The 19,752-nt window shown below is 66.5% G+C and carries 21 protein-coding genes; 16 read left to right on the top strand and 5 right to left on the bottom strand.

What is annotated here, in order from left to right; all coding sequences use genetic code 11:
• The first annotated feature begins 41 nt into the window (after positions 1-41).
• Together atpD and CURSPS6_RS05370 are read left to right on the top strand one after the other, a co-directional pair.
• A complete protein-coding gene (atpD, locus tag CURSPS6_RS05375; RefSeq protein WP_030014670.1) occupies positions 42-1,502 on the top strand; it encodes a F0F1 ATP synthase subunit beta in 1,461 nt (486 codons plus the stop codon).
• A 2-nt stretch (positions 1,503-1,504) separates the two neighbouring features.
• The gene (locus CURSPS6_RS05370; protein ID WP_030014669.1) at positions 1,505-1,768 is read left to right on the top strand and encodes a F0F1 ATP synthase subunit epsilon; all 264 of its coding nucleotides are present in this window, start codon (positions 1,505-1,507) and stop codon (positions 1,766-1,768) included.
• A gap of 131 nt (positions 1,769-1,899) precedes the next feature.
• Here CURSPS6_RS05370 and nucS read toward each other — a convergent pair whose 3' ends face one another.
• Positions 1,900-2,595 carry an endonuclease NucS gene (nucS, locus tag CURSPS6_RS05365; protein ID WP_030014668.1) on the bottom strand — a complete coding sequence of 232 codons (696 nt, stop codon included), beginning with the start codon at positions 2,593-2,595 and terminating at the stop codon, positions 1,900-1,902.
• A gap of 61 nt (positions 2,596-2,656) precedes the next feature.
• Between nucS and CURSPS6_RS05360 the strand changes: the two genes are divergently transcribed.
• Positions 2,657-2,992 carry a hypothetical protein gene (locus tag CURSPS6_RS05360; protein WP_030014667.1) on the top strand — a complete coding sequence of 112 codons (336 nt, stop codon included), beginning with the start codon at positions 2,657-2,659 and terminating at the stop codon, positions 2,990-2,992.
• 63 nt (positions 2,993-3,055) lie between these two features.
• Positions 3,056-3,850, top strand: a complete 795-nt coding sequence (locus CURSPS6_RS05355; protein ID WP_051687652.1) for an alpha/beta hydrolase — start codon at positions 3,056-3,058, stop codon at positions 3,848-3,850.
• A 12-nt stretch (positions 3,851-3,862) separates the two neighbouring features.
• Here CURSPS6_RS05355 and CURSPS6_RS05350 read toward each other — a convergent pair whose 3' ends face one another.
• Positions 3,863-5,200: an AI-2E family transporter gene (locus CURSPS6_RS05350; RefSeq protein ID WP_235503676.1), complete on the bottom strand. Its 1,338-nt coding sequence runs from the start codon at positions 5,198-5,200 to the stop codon at positions 3,863-3,865.
• A gap of 143 nt (positions 5,201-5,343) precedes the next feature.
• Here CURSPS6_RS05350 and CURSPS6_RS05345 point away from each other — a divergent pair, with 143 nt between their 5' ends.
• The 5 genes from CURSPS6_RS05345 (at position 5,344) to CURSPS6_RS05325 (ending at position 11,313) form a co-directional block, all read left to right on the top strand.
• Positions 5,344-6,306 carry a tetratricopeptide repeat protein gene (locus CURSPS6_RS05345; protein WP_030014664.1) on the top strand — a complete coding sequence of 321 codons (963 nt, stop codon included), beginning with the start codon at positions 5,344-5,346 and terminating at the stop codon, positions 6,304-6,306.
• Positions 6,307-6,460: 154 nt separating this feature from the next.
• Entirely contained in the window at positions 6,461-7,396 is a 936-nt protein-coding gene (locus CURSPS6_RS05340; protein ID WP_082470103.1) for an ABC transporter ATP-binding protein, read from the top strand.
• Positions 7,378-8,958 carry a hypothetical protein gene (locus tag CURSPS6_RS05335; protein ID WP_030014662.1) on the top strand — a complete coding sequence of 527 codons (1,581 nt, stop codon included), beginning with the start codon at positions 7,378-7,380 and terminating at the stop codon, positions 8,956-8,958. The genes CURSPS6_RS05340 and CURSPS6_RS05335 overlap by 19 nt, the downstream gene beginning before the upstream one ends.
• Positions 8,959-9,047: 89 nt before the next feature.
• Positions 9,048-9,374 carry a DUF3039 domain-containing protein gene (locus tag CURSPS6_RS05330; RefSeq protein WP_235503675.1) on the top strand — a complete coding sequence of 109 codons (327 nt, stop codon included), beginning with the start codon at positions 9,048-9,050 and terminating at the stop codon, positions 9,372-9,374.
• A 151-nt stretch (positions 9,375-9,525) separates the two neighbouring features.
• Positions 9,526-11,313 (top strand): DEAD/DEAH box helicase, encoded by a 1,788-nt coding sequence (locus CURSPS6_RS05325; RefSeq protein WP_030014660.1) that lies wholly within the window; start codon positions 9,526-9,528, stop codon positions 11,311-11,313.
• On the opposite strand, the gene CURSPS6_RS05320 is transcribed toward CURSPS6_RS05325, so the two are convergent.
• A complete protein-coding gene (locus CURSPS6_RS05320; protein WP_030014659.1) occupies positions 11,297-11,932 on the bottom strand; it encodes an isochorismatase family protein in 636 nt (211 codons plus the stop codon). The two genes, CURSPS6_RS05325 and CURSPS6_RS05320, sit on opposite strands and share 17 nt — an antisense overlap.
• Before the next feature lie 63 nt (positions 11,933-11,995).
• Positions 11,996-13,306: a nicotinate phosphoribosyltransferase gene (locus CURSPS6_RS05315; RefSeq protein WP_030014658.1), complete on the bottom strand. Its 1,311-nt coding sequence runs from the start codon at positions 13,304-13,306 to the stop codon at positions 11,996-11,998.
• Positions 13,307-13,375: 69 nt separating this feature from the next.
• Here CURSPS6_RS05315 and clpS point away from each other — a divergent pair, with 69 nt between their 5' ends.
• From clpS to CURSPS6_RS05280, 7 genes are all read left to right on the top strand, one after another.
• Positions 13,376-13,714, top strand: coding sequence for an ATP-dependent Clp protease adapter ClpS (gene clpS / locus CURSPS6_RS05310; RefSeq protein ID WP_035810221.1), 339 nt, complete (start codon positions 13,376-13,378; stop codon positions 13,712-13,714).
• A gap of 2 nt (positions 13,715-13,716) precedes the next feature.
• Positions 13,717-14,274 (top strand): DUF2017 domain-containing protein, encoded by a 558-nt coding sequence (locus CURSPS6_RS05305; RefSeq protein WP_030014656.1) that lies wholly within the window; start codon positions 13,717-13,719, stop codon positions 14,272-14,274.
• Between the two features lie 147 nt (positions 14,275-14,421).
• Positions 14,422-15,408 carry a glutamate racemase gene (gene murI, locus CURSPS6_RS05300; protein WP_235503730.1) on the top strand — a complete coding sequence of 329 codons (987 nt, stop codon included), beginning with the start codon at positions 14,422-14,424 and terminating at the stop codon, positions 15,406-15,408.
• Positions 15,409-15,441: 33 nt separating this feature from the next.
• Complete coding sequence (locus tag CURSPS6_RS05295) at positions 15,442-16,227, top strand: MBL fold metallo-hydrolase (RefSeq protein ID WP_030014654.1); 786 nt, start codon at positions 15,442-15,444, stop codon at positions 16,225-16,227.
• A gap of 82 nt (positions 16,228-16,309) precedes the next feature.
• Positions 16,310-17,071, top strand: a complete 762-nt coding sequence (gene rph, locus CURSPS6_RS05290; RefSeq protein ID WP_030014652.1) for a ribonuclease PH — start codon at positions 16,310-16,312, stop codon at positions 17,069-17,071.
• The gene (gene rdgB / locus CURSPS6_RS05285) at positions 17,068-17,733 is read left to right on the top strand and encodes an RdgB/HAM1 family non-canonical purine NTP pyrophosphatase (protein WP_030014651.1); all 666 of its coding nucleotides are present in this window, start codon (positions 17,068-17,070) and stop codon (positions 17,731-17,733) included. The genes rph and rdgB overlap by 4 nt, the downstream gene beginning before the upstream one ends.
• A 14-nt stretch (positions 17,734-17,747) precedes the next feature.
• Entirely contained in the window at positions 17,748-18,611 is an 864-nt protein-coding gene (locus CURSPS6_RS05280) for a phosphotransferase family protein (RefSeq protein WP_051687650.1), read from the top strand.
• Between the two features lie 48 nt (positions 18,612-18,659).
• Here CURSPS6_RS05280 and CURSPS6_RS05275 read toward each other — a convergent pair whose 3' ends face one another.
• Entirely contained in the window at positions 18,660-19,700 is a 1,041-nt protein-coding gene (locus CURSPS6_RS05275) for an ADP-ribosylglycohydrolase family protein (RefSeq protein ID WP_030014648.1), read from the bottom strand.
• Between the last annotated feature and the right edge of the window lie 52 nt (positions 19,701-19,752).

Raw genomic sequence — 19,752 nt, 5'->3', positions numbered from 1 at the left:
CCCCCGTACGGACACTTTCTGCGAAGAGGTAAGTGAAAAATATGACAGCCACCATGAACGAATCGACGTCTACGTCGGTCCAGGGCGGCGTCGGTCGTGTGTCTCGAGTGATCGGCCCCGTGGTCGACGTCGAGTTCCCCGCCGGCCAGATCCCCGACATCTACAACGCGCTGACGACCGAACTGACGATCGGCGGACAGACCAAGAAGATCACCTTCGAGACCGCACAGCACCTCGGCGATAACCTGGTGCGCGCGATTTCCCTGCAGCAGACCGACGGTCTGGTTCGCGGAACCCCGGTGCAGGACACCGGCGACGCGATCGCCGTTCCGGTCGGCGACGGGGTCAAGGGCCACATCTTCAACGTGCTCGGCAACGCCCTGGACGTCGACGACGACCAGATCCAGGCCAGCGACTTCTGGCCGATCCACCGCAAGGCGCCGAACTTCGCGCAGCTTGAGGGCTCGACCGCGATGCTGGAAACCGGCATCAAGGTCCTCGACTTGCTGACCCCCTACATCTCGGGCGGCAAGATCGGCCTGTTCGGCGGCGCCGGCGTCGGCAAGACCGTTCTGATTCAGGAAATGATCACCCGTGTGGCGCGGAACTTCGGCGGTACGTCGGTGTTCGCGGGCGTGGGCGAGCGTACCCGTGAGGGTAACGACCTGTGGGTCGAGATGGAGGAATCCGGGGTTCTCAAGGACACCGCCCTTGTCTTCGGCCAGATGGATGAGCCCCCGGGAACCCGTCTTCGCGTGGCCCTGACCGGTCTGACCATGGCGGAGTACTTCCGCGATGTGCAGAACCAGGACGTGCTGTTGTTCATCGACAACATCTTCCGGTTCACCCAGGCCGGTTCCGAGGTGTCGACCCTTCTGGGCCGCATGCCCTCGGCCGTGGGCTACCAGCCCAACCTGGCGGACGAGATGGGTGTTCTCCAGGAACGCATCACCTCGACGCGCGGTCACTCGATTACGTCGATGCAGGCCATCTACGTGCCCGCCGACGACTACACCGACCCGGCCCCGGCCACGACCTTCGCGCACCTCGATGCGACCACGGAATTGTCCCGTGACATCGCCTCGCGCGGTCTGTACCCGGCCGTGGATCCGCTGTCCTCGACCTCGCGCATCTTGGATCCGCAGTACATCGGGCAGCAGCACTACGACACCGCGATCCGCGTCAAGTCCATCCTCCAGGAAAACAAGGAGCTTCAGGACATCATCGCGATCCTCGGTGTGGATGAGCTCTCGGAGGAACAGAAGGTCGTCGTGTCCCGCGCACGCCGCATCGAACAGTTCCTCTCGCAGAACACCTACACCGCGAAGCAGTTCACCGGTGTCGAGGGTTCGACCGTGAGCATCAAGGACACGATCGAGGGCTTCACCGCGATTTGCGACGGCGACCTCGACCACGTTCCGGAGCAGGCGTTCTACAACGTCGGCGGCCTGGACGACGTCGAGCGCCAGTGGGCCGAGCTCAAGGAACAGGGCGGCAACTGATCATGGCCTCCGTCCTCAACGTAGAAGTGGTATCTCGCGAGTCCGTCGTCTGGAAGGGCGAGGCCAAGTACGTGCGTGCCCGCACCGCCGCCGGTGATATCGGCGTGATGGCCGGACACCAGCCCACGTTGGCCCTCCTCTCCGAGGACGGTGAACTCGTGATCGATCCCGTCGACGGTGAGCGCAAGACGGCGAGGCTGCACGAAGGATTCCTGACGGTTTCCAACAACAGCGTCGTCATCGCCGCCCATCACGCAGACTTCTAAGAATCTCCTGCGTCCGTCGGCGTTAGCCCGATGACGAAGGCCCGGCACTGACCATCAGTGCCGGGCCTTCGTGCGTTCCCAGGGCGTTCACCGTCTCGAGGCTGTCCTGCCACGTGCCCTCGCGGCATGCCTCAGAAGAGTCGTCCTTCCGAATCGTCGACTCCCCGCATCGCGTCGTAGTCGAGGCTGACGCAGGATATCCCGCGGTCCTCGGCGAGGGTCTTGGCCTGGGGCTTGATGAGTTGCGCGGCCAGGACACCACGCACCGGCGCCAGGAGCGGATCGCGATTGAGTTGCTCGAGATACCTCGTGAGCTGTTCCACGCCGTCGATGTCCCCGCGGCGCTTGAGTTCCACGGCGACCGTGTGGCCCGTGGCATCCCGGGCGAGGATGTCCACGGGACCGATCGCGGTCGGGTACTCCCGCCGGACCAGCCGGTAGCCGGGTCCGAGGATCTCGATCTGCTCGGCGAGCAACCGTTGAAGGTCGGCCTCGACGCCGTCTTTGATGAGACCCGGATCCACCCCGAGCTGGTGAGCGGATTCGTGGTGCTTCGCGTAGATCCGGACCACCAGGCGGTCGTCGGATTTTGCGGCCTGGACGATCCAGCGCTCGACGGCCTCGTCGTCGAATTCCGCCTCCTCGGAGGTCTCCACGTGGACCGTCGCCGGGGGAGACATCCAGTTCAGCGGCTTGTACGAGCCGCCGTCGGAATGCACGAGCACCGAGCCGTCGGCCTTGACCATCAGCAGGCGCGTGGCCAGGGGAAGGTGGGCCTTGAGGCGGCCCTCGTAGTCTACGGAACAGTCTGCTATCACTAGTCGCACTCGCATCACTCTACAAGGGCGGGCGATCCTCTGCGCACGCGGCTGTGCCACAATAAGAGGCATGGCACGCTCTCGGAAACCGCCCCGCCGGGCCCAAACGGGTCACGGGAAGTCCGGACCGAGCAAATGGCAGAAATTGGCGGGGGCCGGTGGCGGGGACATCTCCCGAATCCTTGACCCCTCGCCGCGAATCGATTCCGACGTTTCCGGTCAGTGGTATGTCCAGTACATCGCGGCCCCGTCGGCCCGGAAGACCTACGTCTGCCCGGGGTGCGGCCGCACCGTCGCCGTCGGCGTGGCCCATTACGTCGTCTGGCGCCACGACCACCTCTTCGGCCAGGAACGGGCGATCGGCGAACGCCGCCACTGGCACGTGAAGTGTTGGGATATTCACTGACGCGGCCCTGTGGGGACCCGGTAGGGCCGCCCACGGTGGGGCGTCGCCGGTAGAATGGTGTGCATGGCTATCTCAACTCCCGCCCAGGTCGATCGCGTGACCGACGGCCCCGAAGAGATCGGGCCGACCACCGTCTTGCCGGCCGTCCGCGAGAACGTGGAATTCACCACCGAGGACGGCAAACGCCTCGTCGGTGAGCTTGCCACCCCGGAGGGCATGACCCCCGGGGCGACGCTGTTGTGCCTGCATCCCTTGCCGACCCACGGCGGGTTCATGGATTCTCACGTGTTCAAGAAAGCCTCGTACCGCCTGCCCGCCCTGGTGCACGCGGCGGTCTTCCGCTTTAACACGCGCGGCACGTCCTCGCCCAGAGGAACGAGCGAGGGCGAATTCGAAGAAGGCCTCGGGGAGCGATACGACGTCGAGGCCGCGCTGCGATTCCTCCAGGACCGGGGGATGCCCAATATCTGGCTGGTCGGCTGGTCTTTCGGGACGGAACTCGCGCTGAAATACGGATCACGGACGCCCGTCCTCGACGGCGTCAGCGGCGCGATCCTGCTGTCCCCGCCACTGCATCGAGCCGATGAGGCGGACCTGGCCCGCTGGGACGACTGTGGCCTGCCCCTGACCGTTCTGGTGCCGGAGAAGGACGACTACCTCCAGCCAGCCGCGGCGCGCCAAAGATTTTCCCGGATCCCTCGAGCGAAGGTCTTGGGCATCGACGGCGCCAAGCACCTGTGGGTCGGGGAAAAGTACGTGCGGCGGGTCCACGACGAAATCGTCTCGACCGTCGCGGGCCGACCCATGCGGCTCAAGACCAGCTGGGACGGCCCGGTGGGGACCGAGCCCCGCGGGTAGGGCCCGGAGGGGTCAGCGACGGTCCTGCCGGGTGATGAAGACTTCCCGAATGAGCAATAGCGCGGAGGCGGCCACGGGAATCGCGATGATGGCGCCCAACACTCCCCACAGGGCGCCGCCTCCGGCGACGGCGATGACCGCGACGGCGCCCGGGACCGCGACGGCCTTCTTCATGATGCGCGGTGAGATGAAATACGCCTCGATCTGGAGATAGCCAAAGTAGAAGATCGCGTAAATGACCGCCGGTTGCCATCCCTGGACGAGGGCGATGAAGGTTACCAACAGGCCCGCGACCACGCCGCCCACGAGGGGAATGAACGCCAGGAGCAGCACGACAAAGGCACACAGCAGGGGGAAGGGGACCCCGACGATGCTCATGAGAATCAGGGCGTAGATGGCATTGAGAACGGCGACGAGTGCCTGACCCATGACGTAGTTGCCGACCGAACTCGTGATCTTCTCGGTCAGTTCGGCCACCCGAGGGCGCTTGGATCGCGGCGCGAGCCGGACGCCCCACGCCTTGATGGACGGGAGGGACGTGACGAAATACAGGGCCAGGAACATCACGATGAGGATTCCGGTGACCACCTGCGCGATCGTTGACCCCGCATTGATCAGGCTGTTGAGGAAGTTGCCCACCAGACCGGAATCGCTGAACGCGTGATTCAGGAAATTTCCCGCCCCCGAATCGATCTTGTCCCGAATGCCGAATTGTTCGTTGACCTCAACCATGAAGTCGGAGTTGAGGAAGTCCTCGAAGGTGTCGGGAAAACCATTGATGAATCCCAACGCCTGGCGCGCGATCGTGGGTATGACCACGGTGGCCATCAAGACGATGAGCCCGGCGAAGCCCAGGAGAACCACGATCACGCCGGCGAGCCGGGGGAGACCACGGCGTTCGAACCATCGGACGATCGGGTCGAGACCCAGGGCGATAAACATGGCCCCGGTGATCCACCCGCCGAGCGCGCCGACGTTGACCGCCAAGTAGTAGCACATCAGGGCGAGTCCGACGCCCACGGTCACCAGGAACCCGAATTGCACGGGATGGCGCACCAGGGTGACAGGCTGGGCTTCGCCGACGCGTCGCGCCCCGGGATCCGCATCGTGCGGGGTATCGGCGGCTTCCGGCGGAACGGGGGCGGCTCCGAGGCGCCCGCCGTCGAGGTCTCGCGCCGCCGAAGGGACCGCGCCCTCCTCCGGGGCGGGCTCGACCTCCGGCAACTCGAATCGCGGGCGAGGCTTGGCCCAGGGGATGGACGGTGCATCGGGCCGTGCGGAGCGCAACGAACGGAGTAGGCCGGAGAGACGACCTAACCCGAACCGCGGGGGGCGGTCGGTTCCGTTCATGAGGGTCCTTTCGCCGATCCGAGTGTGTGCCTCACACGAGATTACCCGGAGGGCGGACGTGCTTGGGGCCGTCCCGGGCAATTTGAGAAGATAATTCCCAACGAGCCCACCCCCGAACACCACGTGATGAAAGGACGGTCGAGATGACCACGGGAGCCTTCGGAGCACCAGAACCTCAGGAACCGGCCGCGGAAGAGCACATTCCGGAGTCGGCGCGGTCCGCGCCCGATCTGTCGCAGCTGAACACCGGCAACGCCGGTGGGCCTCAGGCGAGCCAGACGAAGACCGGGGCGAGCTATCGGCGAGACATCACCGACACGCAGCAATTCCAAGAGGTCGCACAGCTCTCGGGACAGGGCCCGGTCATCTTCGCCCTGTACCGTGGCAGCGATCAACAGGCTTCGGACGGCGTCCGCGAGCTGGAAGGATTCATCGACCAGGCCGCGGGGCGCTTGCTCCTGGCGGCGGTGGACATCGAACGCTCCCCGGAGATCGCCCAGGCCTTCCAGGCCCAGGGATCGTTGACCGTCGTGGCCATGCTGGGCGGTCGCCCGGCGCCCATGTACGACTCGCCCCTGCCGGCCGATCAGGTTCAGGCCCTGTTGGGGCAGGTGCTCCAACTGGCGCAGCAGGCCCAGCTGACCGCGACCTTCGACCCGGTCGCGGGGAGCGGCGACGCGGAGCCCCAGCCCCTGCCGCCCCTGCACCAGAAGGCGCAGGACGCCCTGGCCGAGGGGGATTACGACACCGCCGCCGAGGCCTATCGACAGGCATTGAACGAGAACCCGGCAGATCGGGAGGCCAAGATCGGCGTGGCCCGCGTCGGCCTGCTGACTCGTGTCAAGGACGAGAACCTCGAGGCGGCACGCGCAGCGGCGGCCCAAAACCCCGACGACGTGGCAGCCCAGCTGACGGTCGCCGACCTGGATGTTTCTGGCGGCCACGTCGAGGACGCATTTCAACGCCTGATCCGTCTCGTCCAGCGCGGCGACCCGGACACCAAGAACACGGTCCGCGAACGGTTGATTGACCTCTTCGACGTCGTCGGGGCCGAGGACCCGCGAGTGATCTCGGCGCGCGCGGCCCTCATGCGTGCCTTGTTCTAGTCCCGGAGGCGGCCCGGGTCGAGACGCTTCGACGTCACGGCCCGGACCCCGCTCTCGCGATGCGCCCGGTCAGGAGCCTCGCGTTCTGGGCGCTGGACCGAGAATCCGACTCAGGGTGGATGTGTCGGAGGCCGCAGTGTGATGTGATCCTGATATGGACACACCAGAGAATCACACGCCCCCGCCCGACCCAGATTCGGGACCGTCCCATCAGCCCCCTCGCTTCGGTCAGGAAGCGCCGCCGACCCGGGACTCGACGGCTCCCTTCGAGGGAGGCCCCACCGACGAGCGGCCCACTTCGAGCGCGCCCCTCGGCGGCCCCACGCCGCCGACCGGGCAGGAAGCGATCTCGTGTCGAGGCCTGACGCGCGTCTTCGGTCAACGCGAGGTCGTCCACGGGATCAACCTGGACATCCCCTCGGGATCGATGTATGGCCTGGTCGGCCGCAACGGAGCGGGCAAGACCACGACCCTTTCCATGGCCACCGGGCTGTTGCGGCCCACCGCGGGCCAGGTCTTCATCCGCGGCATCGACGTCTGGGATAGGTCGCGTGAGGCGAAGAGCCTGGTCGGCGTCCTTCCGGACGGGGTGCACCTCTTCGACCGCCTCACCGGTCGCCAATTGATCACCTACGCCGGCCTCCTGCACGGCCTGGATAAGGACACGGTCGCCGAGCGCACCGAGGACCTCCTGGGCGCCATGGATCTCACCGAATCGGCCAACGTCACGGTCACGGACTATTCGGCCGGCATGAAGAAGAAGACGGCGCTCGCGGCCGCGATGGTGCACGCCCCCAAGGTCCTGGTCCTCGACGAGCCCTTCGAATCGGTGGATCCGGTCTCCGCGTCGAATATTCGAGATATTCTGGCCGGTTTCGTGCGGCACGGCGGCACGGTTGTGGTCTCGAGCCACGTCATGGACCTCGTGCAGCGCATGTGCGATCACGTCGCCATCATGAACGACGGCCAAATCCTGTCCGCCGGAACCGTGGACGAGGTCCGAGGCTCCTCGAGCCTCGAGGAAACGTTCGTGAAACTCGTCGGCGGTCGGGTCGAATCGGAAGGGATCTCATGGTTGGGAACCTCGTAGGCCTCAAATGGGCCCACTTCGTGGCCTCCCTGAAACGCAGCGGCTGGGCCGTGGCCGGGACCATCATCGGCGGGTTGTACGGCCTCGGCGCACTCGTCGCCGTCTTCGCCGGGATGACGGCCGTGCGTGGCGGAGACGCCGCCCTGGCGCAAGGTCTGGCCATCGTCGTCGGCACCTTGGCCGCGGCCCTGTGGTGCGTGGTGCCCCTCGTCCTGTCGGGCCAGGACGCGACCTTGGATCCCGATCTCTTGGCCCCGTACCCGCTGAAGCCGCAGCAGATCCTGGGCGGACAACTCGTCGGATCGGTGGTCAGCATCTTTGGGGCGATCACGGTCGTGGGTGCGTTCCTGCCCGTGGTCTCCTGGGCGTCCCCCGCTCCCGCCGTGGCCGCGGTGCCCGCGGGCCTGCTGGGGTTCGTCCTACTCATGGTGTGCTCGAGGCTCATGAGCAGCCTCGGGATGGCCATACGCCATCGGCGTTTTCTCGCCGAGATCCTCGGGGCGATCTTCTTCCTCGCGCTGCTGTCGGCGGGCCCGCTGGTTTCGACCCTCACCGCCAGCTTGCTCTCGGAGCAGTGGGTCATCGGCGTCGCGAGGGTCGCCGGGTGGACCCCGCTGGGCGTCGCGTGGGCGATTCCCGGTGACGTCGCGGCTGGCGCCTGGGGGATATTGGGGCTCCGCCTGGTGCTCACGCTGCTCTACCTCGCCGTCGGCCTGATCGCGTGGCGTCGCGTCATCGCCTATCAGACGAGTCACGTGGGAGCTTCGGGAGCGTCGAGCGGTGCGGCGACGCGGACCGGGGCCTGGATTGGCCTGTTCTCGCGCTTCCCGGCCACGCCGTCCGGCGCGATCGCCGCGCGGACGGCCACCTATTACCTGAAAGATCCGCGGATGAACCTGAATCTGCTGGTCGCCCCGGGATTCCTGATCCTGTTCTGGTTCATGAGCCAAACCAACGGCGGTGGAATCCAATTATTCCTCGTCGGACCGCTGGTCGCGTGGATGCTCGCCTGGCAAAGCGCGTACGTGGTCTCCTACGACAACACCGCGTTTTCACTGCACCTGACCTCGCCGGTCAGCGGTGCCGCGGATCGGTGGGGGCGCACACTGGGCATGTCCGTGATCTTCGTTCCGATCGTCGTCGTCACCTCGGTGGTGGCCCTCCTGATTCAGGGAGATCCGGGGAGCATTCCCGCCAACCTGGGCCTTTCGCTGAGCGTTCTGTTGTGTGGGCTCGGCGTGGGCGCGGCCGTGTCGGTCAGGTACGCGCTGCCCGTGGCGGCACCGGGGGAGAGCCCCTGGAAATCCCGCAAGAATAACGCGGGCATCGCCAACGTGTTCATCCAGGGCATCAGCAGCCTGCTGATGTGGGGCATCGTGTTGCCGATCCTCGTCCTGCTCGTCGCCGCGATGATCACCCACCTGGCGATCTTTGATTGGATCATCTTGGTAGCCGGGCCCGTCTACGGCGTCGTGATGTTGTGGTTGGGGGTGCGCATCGGCGGCTCGTGGTACGAACGCCGCGCTCCGGAGCTCTACCAAGATCTGGTGAGAATGCGCTAAAGCCACGGTCTGGGCAACGCCGAGCCTCGTCGCCCGAGAATCTTCCCGGAGGATTCTCGGGCGACGAGGCTCGGGCGTAGAATGGCCCCATGATGTTTGACCGAGCCGCTGACGCAATCAACTCCACCGGTCCGCTGGACGACACCGGGTACGGCACCACCCCGGGCGGGGCCGCGACCATCGAACGCGAAGAGACCCGCCAGCTCTCGGAACCGGGCGACCACGAACGCTTCGCACACTATGTGCGCAAGGAAAAGATCATGGAGTCCGCCCTCTCGGGTGAACCGGTCATCGCCCTCTGCGGCAAGGTCTGGACACCCGGGCGCGACCCTGAACGCTTCCCGGTCTGCCCCGAATGCAAGGAAATCTACGAGACGATGAAGGGCGGAGACGACGACCAGGACGGAAACCAGTAACCTTTACGGTTCCGAACCCCATCGCGCTCCACCGCCCGTAGCAACCGACGTCCCCGAGGCCTGACAGGCGTCGGGGACGCCGTCGCCATGGAGGCCGTCCACCCGACCACGCCTCGATGTCCTTCCCTTTCACAGGAGTGATCAGTCCCTCGTGTCCGAAGAACTCTCCCAGCCGTCCCTCTTCGGCGGGGCAGGAGCAGACCTGCCGCCCGCATACCCGGATCGAGCCGCATGGGGCACGGCACCGAAGCTTCGCGCCTGGCAGGCCGAGGCACTGGAAAAATACTTCGAAACCGAGCCGCGAGATTTCATGGCCGTGGCGACCCCCGGGGCCGGTAAGACCACCTTCGCCCTGCGGGTGGCCAAGGAGCTCATGGACCGCGGCAGCGTCTCGCGCCTGACCGTCGTCGCTCCCACGGATCACCTGAAGTCGCAGTGGGCCGACGCCGCCGCGCGCGTGGGCATCGCGATCGATCCCAATTTCAAGAATTCCGACGGACACCACGCGCAGGGGTATTCCGGCGTGGCCCTGACCTACGCACAGGTGGCCAATAAGCCGCTCTTGCACCGGGCCCGCACGGAAAACGCCCGGACCCTGGTGATCCTCGACGAGATTCACCACGCGGGCGACGCGTTGTCCTGGGGCGATGGACTCCAGGAAGCATTTGACCCCGCATACCGCCGACTGGCCCTGACCGGTACGCCGTTCCGGTCCGACTCCTCGCAGATCCCCTTCGTCCGGTACGAGCGCGATCAGGAGGGCCTGCTGCGCTCGCAATCGGACTACTCCTATGGCTACGGCCCGGCGCTCTCGGACCACGTGGTCCGTCCGGTGATCTTCATGGCCTATTCCGGACAGATGCGGTGGAGGACCAGCTCGGGCGAAGAGATGGCAGCGGACCTGGGCGAAGGCTTCACCAAGGACATCACCGCCCAGGCCTGGCGGACCGCGTTGGACCCGCGGGGCGAATGGATTCCGTCGGTTCTGGCGGCGGCCGACAGCCGGCTCAGCGAGGTCCGGCGGACCGTGCCGGACGCCGGTGGGCTCGTGATCGCGTCGAACCACGACGATGCCCGCGCCTATGCGGAGCGGCTCGAAAAAATTTCCGGAACCAAACCGACCCTCGTGCTGTCGGACGACAAGACCGCCTCCGCTCAAATCGATCGTTTTTCGGAATCCGAGGACCGGTGGATGGTCGCGGTCCGCATGGTCTCCGAAGGCGTCGACGTTCCCCGGTTGGCCGTGGGTGTGTACGCTACCTCGACCTCGACGCCACTGTTCTTTGCCCAGGCCATCGGGCGTTTTGTGCGTGCGCGGAAGAGGGGAGAGACGGCCTCGGTCTTTCTGCCGTCGGTTCCGATCCTCATGTACCTCGCCCAAGAGATGGAAGCCGAGCGGGACCACGCGTTGGACCTCAAGGAGCAGCCCGATGAGGTGGACATTATCGCCGCCGACGAGGGCCTGGACGACCATCTGATCGATGAAGCCAACGCCGAGGAGAAGGCCAGTTCCCGATTGGCGTCCGGGAAATTCGAGGCGATCGGATCCCAGGCGTCCTTCCACGGCGTGATGTTCGACGGGGAGGACTACCAGGGATACGAGGTCGGCTCCGACGACCAGGACTTCCTGGGTATCCCCGGGCTGCTCGACGCCGACCAGGTCGGCACGTTGCTCAAGCAACGCCACGAGCAATCCAGGGGCCAGGCCCACAAGCCCGCGGCCGCGCCCTCCGTGCCGGACCACCGGCAGCTCAAAGACCTCCGGCAGAAGCTCGCCAAGAACGTCTCCGCGTGGGCCGCTCGCACGGGCGAACCGCACGGTGCGGTGCACAACGCCCTCAGGCGGGAATGCGGTGGCCCGCCGGTCGCCCAGGCGACGGCCGAACAGATTCAGTCACGCATTGCCACCCTTCAGCGGTGGTTCATCGGCCGACGGTAGTCGATTCGGTGACCTCGATGCCCGCGTCTTCCATATCCTCCAGGGCCTCCTGCGTGGTCTCTTCGGCAACTCCCGAGGTCAGGTCGACGAGGACGCGGGTCTCGTATCCCGCGTCCGTTGCATCGATCGCGGTCGCCTTGACGCAGTAGTCGGTCGCGAGGCCGGCGACGTCGACGTCCGTGACGTCGTGTTCCTGCAGCCAATCGTCGAGGGACACCTTGAGGGTGTCCTCGGGCATGTGGCCGGGCTCGTGTTCGCCGGTCATCACGGAGTCCTCCGGGGCCAGGAGGCCTTCGAAGCCCGAATACGCGGCCTCGTATTCACCCTTGCGGAACATCGCGTCGACGAATTCGGTGTCGAAATCGGGATGGAACGCGGCCCCGGGAGAATTCGCGAGGCAGTGAACGGGCCAGGATTCACGAAAATCGGGGTTCTCGCTGAAATGAGTGCCCGGCTCGATATGCCAGTCCTGCGTGGTGACCACGACGTCGTAGGCGGCGTGATGGGTCTGGAGGAACGCCGAGATGTCCGCGGCGACCTCGGCACCCCTCGAGGTGGCCAGCGGGCCTCCGGGGCAAAAATCGTTCTGAACATCGACGATGAGCAGTGCTCGGGTCATGAGATCCCTTTCATCGGGTGGGGAAGAGGCACGAGGCGGGGGTTGCGCCTGATGACTTGCGGGTCAGTGGTCCAAAAATTCCGTCGGAATCGCGGGGTCTCCCTCGGACAGGCGCCGAATCGCGCGAGGCAATTCCGCGATCGTCGCCGCGCGCCGATCGGCCGCCGCGCGCACGCCCTCGGCGCCGGTGGCTCCGGGAAGAATCCTGCCGTCCGAGACCAGCGTGCGCATCAACGGCCGATAATTCCCCGCGGTCAACAGGGAGGGGTCCAGGGCGACGGATTCGGCGACGGCGACGCCGTGGTCGTCGCGGCGGCGGCCGGCGTGCTTTTCCCCGCCGATCGAGCCCTTGCCCTGGGACTTTTTGGCCACGGAGATCATCTCGCCGGAGGAATTCTCGCGGGCGACGAGCTTGTAGACCATCGACGAGGTCGGCGCGCCCGAGCCGGTGACCAGGCGAGTCCCAACGCCGTAGGAATCCACGGGGGCGGCCGCGAGGCCGGCGATGGCGTATTCGTCCAGGTCTGAGGTGACCGTGATCTTGGTATCCCGGTTTCCGAGGGAGTCGAGAAGCTCGCGCAGAGCCACCGCCTGCGTGCCGAGATCACCCGAGTCTAGCCGGACGGCCCCGAGCCGAGGGCCCGCGAGCCGAACGGCCGTACGGACGGCCCGCTCGACATCGTAGGTATCGACCAGCAAGGTGGTATCGATGCCCAAGGAATCCAATTGGGCCTGGAAGGCGTCCTCTTCGCCGTCGAACAGGAGGGTAAAGGCGTGCGCGGAGGTGCCGATGGTCTTCAGGCCGTAGCGGTACCCGGCCTCGAGGTTCGAGGTGCCCACGAAACCGGCGATGACCGCGGCCCGGGCGGCGGCCACGGCCGCCTCCTCGTGGGCCCGGCGGGACCCCATCTCCAGGCACGGGCGCGAACCGGCCGCGCCCGTCATGCGCGAGGCCGCGGAGGCGATGGCGGAGTCAAAGTTCAGGATCGACAGGATGAGTGTTTCCAGCACGCAGGCCTCGGCGAAGGGCGCCTCGACCTGGAGCACGGGCGAGTGGGGGAAGAAGGCCTCGCCCTCGCCGTAGCCGCGGATGGTTCCCGTGAAGCGAAAATCGGACAGGTACTCGAGCGTGGGCCCGTCGACGACCTTGGCCTCCTCCAAGAACGCGAGCTGCCGGCCGTCGAACGTGAAGTTCGCCAGCTGCTCCAAGAATCGGCCCGTTCCGGCGAGGATTCCGTACCGCCGGCCGTGCGGCAAGCGCCGGGTGAAAGTTTCGAACACGCACCGCCGTTGGTGCATCCCGGCGCGGATGGCCGCCTGGAGCATGGTGAGTTCGTAGTGGTCCGTCAGGAGCGCGGGGGAGTCATGAGTCACCCCTCAAGGGTACTCATCCGGCGGAAGCTGGCCAATGAGGCGGCGCAACGGCGGTAGACTCGAGGAACTATGGTCTGTCACTCTTCTCGGAACCCATCCGTACCCAACGAGTCGGAAGGGGAGCTCTCGCCGCAGGGCGGGCTCGGGCTGCTCGAACGCACCGAGGCGGATACCCCCTGGCGGGTGATCGTCTGGAACGACCCCGTGAACCTCATGAGCTACGTGACCTATGTGTTCCGGGCCCACTTTGGCTACTCCGAGTCCAAGGCCCGCACGCTGATGATGGCGGTTCACCAAGAAGGCAAGGCGACCGTCTTCACGGGCGGTCGCGAAGAAGCGGAACGTCACACGAGCGCGATGCACGGGTACGGTCTGTGGGCAACCTTCGAGAAGGACGGTGGAGAATAAGCATGGCCAAAGAATTCAAGAACGGGCGCAAAGGCATCGTCGGGGCCCTGGAAGGGCCCGAGCGGGAACTGCTGATCAAGTTGTTCCGTGACGTCATCACGACGTTGGAACCCGAGCCCGACGCGGAGGGCGGCGATCCGCTGGAAGCCCTGGTGGGGATCACCGAGGATCCGGAGATTCCCGAGGACCCGGCCCTGCGACGCCTCCTCCCTCAGGCGAGCGACGACGATGAACAGGCGACGGAATTTCGTCGCCTGACCGAACGTAACGTCCGGGAGAGCAAGATCGGTCACCTGCGCATGGCGGCCATGGACTGCGAGTCTCCCAAGCTGGTGCTCAACCCGGAACACGCCATGGCCTTCGCCGCGGCTCTCAACGACGTCCGGCTCGTCTTAGCCGCGCGGCTGGGCATCGACTCGGAAGAAGACGCCCAGCGCATCGCCTCGTACACGGACTGGTCCCAGGCTCACGACGTCGAGTCGTACATGGCACTGGTCTATCAATTCGTCTCCTGGCTACAGGACTCGCTCGTCGAAGCCATGCTCGCGGACCTCGACTAGCCCGAGGCCCTCACGCCATGCCGTGAGCAGGGTGAAGTTTGACGCAATGGCGAAGAAAAAACGTCATTGATGCCCCTGATCAGGGCACTTACCGTTACCCTCGAAAGCACTATGAATAGCCTGAACCCAATCGACGACTCACCGCAGATGACGGTGTGGGGCAGCGCCGCTCCGGCAATCCCGACTCCGGGCGCACCCATCGGCGTCTTCGACTCCGGCGTCGGAGGGCTCACGGTCGCCCGGGCCATCATGGATCAGTTGCCCCAGGAAAAGATCATCTACGTGGGCGATACCGCCAACGGGCCCTACGGCCCCTTGCCGATCGCCCAGGTGCGCGCCAACGCCCTTCGCGTCATGGACGACCTGGTCGACTCGGGGGTCAAGGCGTTGGTCATCGCCTGCAACACGGCCTCGGCGGCCGTCCTGCGGGATGCCCGAGAACGGTATACCCGCAACTACGGCATCCCCGTCATCGAGGTCATCCAACCGGCCGTCCGGAGGGCCGTCGCCGCGACGCGCAACGGTTACATCGGCGTCCTGGGCACCGCGGCGACCATCGCGTCCCGTGCCTACGAAGACACCTTCGCCGCCGCCCCCCACCTGTCGATCCGATCCGAGGCCTGCCCCGAGTTCGTGGAGTTCGTGGAACGAGGCATTACCTCGGGGCCGGAGCTCCTAGAGATCGTCGAGCGCCACCTGGCACCCATCCAGGAATCGGGGGCCGACACGGTAGTCCTGGGCTGCACCCACTATCCCTTGCTGACCGGAGCGATCTCCTACGTCATGGGAGAGTCCGTGACCCTGGTGACCTCGTCGGAAGAGACCGCGAAGGACCTCTTCCGGGCGTTGACCAACCAGAACCTTTTGCGCCACGAGCCCACGCCGCCGAGCCACGAATTCGTGGCCACGGGAGACCCGGAATCCTTCGAAAAGGTCGCCCGGCGATTCTTGGGGCCGGAAGTCTCCCACGTGCGACACGCCAAGAATTTCGCGGACTCCTTCCCGACGGCCTCCCTGGCCGTCGTGTCACACGACCGACGGGACCAGGCCCGAACGGTCGTGAGTCCGTCACACACCGCCCGAACCCGTGAGAACGAGTCGCCGGGACGCCACCTTCCGGGAGACGCCCGGTAACGACGAGATCCCCAGGGATCGAGAGGTACCACCATGGAACTGAAGGTCATCGGTTGCACCGGCTCCTTCGCCGGTCCCGATTCTCCCGCGTCCTGCTACCTGCTCACCTCCACGGATGGGGCGGGCCGCACGTGGCGCGTCCTCCTGGACATGGGCAGCGGATCGCTCGGGGAACTGCAAAAGCACCTCGACTTGAGCGAGATCGACGCCGTGTTGATCAGCCACCTTCACCCGGATCACTGCGTGGATCTGGCGGGGTTCTACATCGCGGCACGCTGGGATCCGCGAGGTTGGAAAGGCGGTCAGATCTCCGTGTGGGCGCCCGCCGGAATGGGCGACTACCTGGCGCGAACCCACAGCATGCCCTCGGCGGACATCCTCAAAGACCAGATCGACTTCCACGATTGGGCCGAGCACACCCCGGTGACCATCGGTCCCTTCACGATCGAGCCGTACCGGGTGCTACACCCGATCGAGGAGCCGTACGCCCTGAGGGTGACCGAAAAGACGGCCGACGGCGAGACGGTGCTCACCTACTCGGGAGACTCGGACGCCTGCGAGGGGCTGACCCGGTCCGCCCGGGAGGCCGATGTGTTCCTGTGCGAGGCCGCGTACATGGAAGGCCGCGACGACGCGATCCGCGGCATCCACCTGACCGGGGCCCGGGCCGGCCAGACGGCCCACGACGCCGGGGCTCGTCGCCTCCTACTGACCCACCTCCCCATCTGGAACGACCCGGAGACCGCGCTCGCCGAAGCACGGCAGTACTTCGCCGGCCCGATCGACGTCGTCACGCCCCTGGGGCACTACACCGTGTGACGATTCCGAGGTGGCCGAAACATGCCGGAGGAATCGTCGCTCAGGACAGGAACCTGCGGGCGGACGGCGGTAAGGTGACATCATGACTTCACAGACCCCCGCGACCAACGCACCCACGCGAGCGGACGGAAGGGCCGTCGACGAACTCCGGCCGATCTCCATCACCCGAGGATGGTCACAAAACGCCGAAGGCTCCGCCCTCATCGAATTCGGCAATACCCGAGTGCTCTGCACGGCCTCGCTCACCGAAGGCGTGCCCCGCTGGCTCAAGGGTGAAGGCAAAGGATGGGTGACCGCGGAATACGCGATGTTGCCGCGTGCCACCAGCACGCGATCCGCGAGGGAATCCGTGAAGGGAAAGATCGGCGGACGCACGCACGAAATCTCCCGACTCATCGGACGCTCCTTGCGCGCCGTCATCGATACTCGGGCGCTCGGGGAAAACACCGTGGTGCTGGACTGCGATGTCCTGCAAGCCGACGGCGGAACGCGCACCGCGGCGATCACCGGGGCCTACGTCGCGCTCGCCGAGGCCATCGCGTGGTCACAGCGCGAGGGCATCGTGGATCGGCGCCGGCAACCCCTGACGGATTCGGTCTCGGCGGTATCGGTCGGCATCATCGACGGCACCCCCATGCTCGACCTGCCCTACGTCGAGGACGTCCGTGCGGAGACCGACATGAACGTCGTCGTCACCGGATCCGGCTCGTTCGTCGAGGTGCAAGGCACCGCCGAGGGCACGCCGTTCGTCCGAGACGAGCTCAACGCGCTCTTGGACCTCGCGCTCACCGGAACCGAGCAGCTCGCCGCGATCCAGCGGCAGACCCTGGGCGATTCGCTGTGACCGCGACGTCCGAATCCGCGCCCCTGATCGTTCTGGCGAGCCACAACGCCGGGAAGCTGGTCGAGCTTCGGGAGCTTCTGCGCGGCCGCATCGACGGTCTCGACGTGGACACGCAAGTGGTCGACGCTGGGGCCGTCGGAGCCGATGACGTCGCCGAGACCGGCGTGACCTTCGCGGAGAATTCGTTGCTCAAGGCGCGCGCCGTCGCCCACCAGACGGGTCTGGTGGCGATCGCGGACGATTCCGGGCTGTGCGTCGATGTCCTGAACGGGGCTCCGGGGATCTTCTCGGCCCGGTGGTCGGGTCGTCACGGGGACGACGCGGCCAATATCGACCTGCTGCTGGCCCAGCTGTCCGATATCGGCGACGAACACCGCGGCGCCCACTTTCACTGTGCCGCGAGCGTGGCGTCGCCGGCGGGTTTTTCGGCCGTCGAGCACGGCGAGATGCCGGGCCGGCTGGCCCGGGAGATCGCCGGTCAGGGAGGCTTCGGCTACGATCCGATCTTCATCCCGACCGAGCTCACCGGCGAGGAGAAGGGCCTGACCGCGGCCCAGATCTCGGCGGCGAGGAAAAACTCCATCAGCCATCGGGCCAGGGCCTTCGCGGCCATCGTTCCACACGTCCACGCGGCGTTGTCTTCGGATCTTGCTCAAAGGTAGTCTCCGTGTCCCACATGTCCCGGTTCGCCCAGATGCGATACTTCCCCCTCATCAAGGCCGTTTTGGACCAGGCCGGCGTCAGCGTCGACCCTGAAGACTGGGACGTCCACTCCAACGGTTCCGCCCACATCGTGGTCAACGCCGGGCACCTGTTGTCGGTGCGGGTCGCCAAGGGCCACGACTCCGCCGTGGCGATGGACCGGCGGGTGCGCATACTCCGGGCGTTGCCCCGCGATCTGCCGTTCGAGTTGCCGCGTCCGTTGACCCGCGTGATCACCAGGGCAGGGTTCACGGCCGTTGGCCTGACCTGGATCCCCGGAGAGGCACGGGACATCGGCCCGGCGCCCGCCCGACAACTCGGGAGGGCTCTGCGAGCTATCGGGCGGATCGACACCGTCCAGCTGGCCCCTTACGTGGAGAAGACCCATCACCACTGGGGCGGCGACGATTGGGAGCAGACCCTGCGGGAGACCGTGATTCCCCGTCTGTTCACCGAAAACCAGCGCATGGCCCACCGGATCGTCGACGACGTCCTGGACCTGGACCCGGTCGAGCCTCGGGTCATCCACGGAGACTTCTCCGGACACAATATTCTGTGGACCAAGGACAAATTAACCGGCGTCATCGACTGGGACCACGCGGCCGTCGGGGATCCTGCCTGGGATATCGCCTCGGCCGCCAACTGGTACGGCTGGGATGTCCTGACCAAGTGCGTGGGCAAAGACTGGGCAGCCCGCGCGAAGGTCATTCACCGCCTCATGCCGTTGCAATCGGTCGGTTACGTGATCGTCAACGGCGGGGGCGGCGCGATCCTCCGCCAGTCGCTCGAGAGGACCGATGCGTGGTTCGCCGAGCACCGGTCCGAGTTGCCCTGGTAGGCGCGCCTGACGGGCGTCGGCAGTCGGGTTCCGAGGGGAAACCGGTCGTCAGGACGCCGCGGGCTCCCAGTCACGCACCAGACCCAGCCACTGATTCCAGACCAACGTCAACGAATCGATGGCCGAAGGATCCGACGCGGCGTCTTCCGCCCCGGCGGTCTCGTGGCCGAGGGCACCGCGCAGGACATGTCCGAGCCCGAACGCGGCATCGCGTCTCGGAGGCTCCCCCTCCTCGCCGAGAAGCGCGGTGAGGGCCCGCCGAAGAACCTCGACGCAGGCAGGCCCGCCGGTTGCCGCCGGGTCCTCGGCCAGCGGCTCGAGACCGACGACGTCGCGGAGCATCGCCACCGTGCGGGGCGCCGCGGCGTAGATCGCTCCTAACCCGGTCAGTGACCCTCCCATCGCGGCGTATTGGCTGCGCAATCCCTGAGGCCCGCCGGGGGACCCCGCGGGAGGCATCAGATCGAGGCATCGCGAACAACCGTCGAGAATCAGCTGCTCATCCGAGGCAGCGTCGTCCCGGGCGCCGAGCAACGAGCGCAGAAGTAAGGTCCAGGTCATGCCCGTGGCCAGGGCTTCGGGAGATCCGTGCGTGAGCGCCGTGATGTTAACCGCCAGCTGCCCGACGTGCGCGAGCGAATCGACCGGGAACAAGGCCACGGGAACGAGCCGGGGCAGGAAGGCCGCGGAATCCGCCCACGGAAGATCGTGACGCGCGGGGTATTGCATCTGGGCCTTGGGCAAGGCCTCGCGGGTCGCCGCATCGGCGTCGTCGATCCCGCAGCCCCGCGCCTGCGGAGCGGTTGGTTCCCACCGCGCGGTGGGAGGCACCGGAGCTCCTTCGTCGAGGCGCAGCCCCAAACAACGAGCCCACCGCAGGTTTTCGATCCACACCGAGGCCGTCTCGTCGGCACCCTGGCCGCGTAGCGCCCAGGAGAGGACCTCGGACAGGCCCGCGAGCGTCGCCGTGGGGCCGAGGGCCAACCGCGGCTCGACGGCCGTCGCCGGGATGAGCACGCGACGCAGGATGTCCGCGTAGCCGTGCTCGTGAGGATCGAGGTGGGGGAGATCGCCGCCGTGGACAGACATGGTTCCCATCCTATCCGGGTTCACCGAGGGGGCCGGGAGTCGCTAAGTTGTC

This window comes from Curtobacterium sp. S6, assembly GCF_000710345.2.
In the GTDB taxonomy this organism is placed as follows: Bacteria; Actinomycetota; Actinomycetes; order Actinomycetales; family Micrococcaceae; genus Rothia.
The sequence above is the reverse complement of the archived record's forward strand: the minus strand, read 5'-3'. Positions and strand labels throughout refer to the sequence as shown.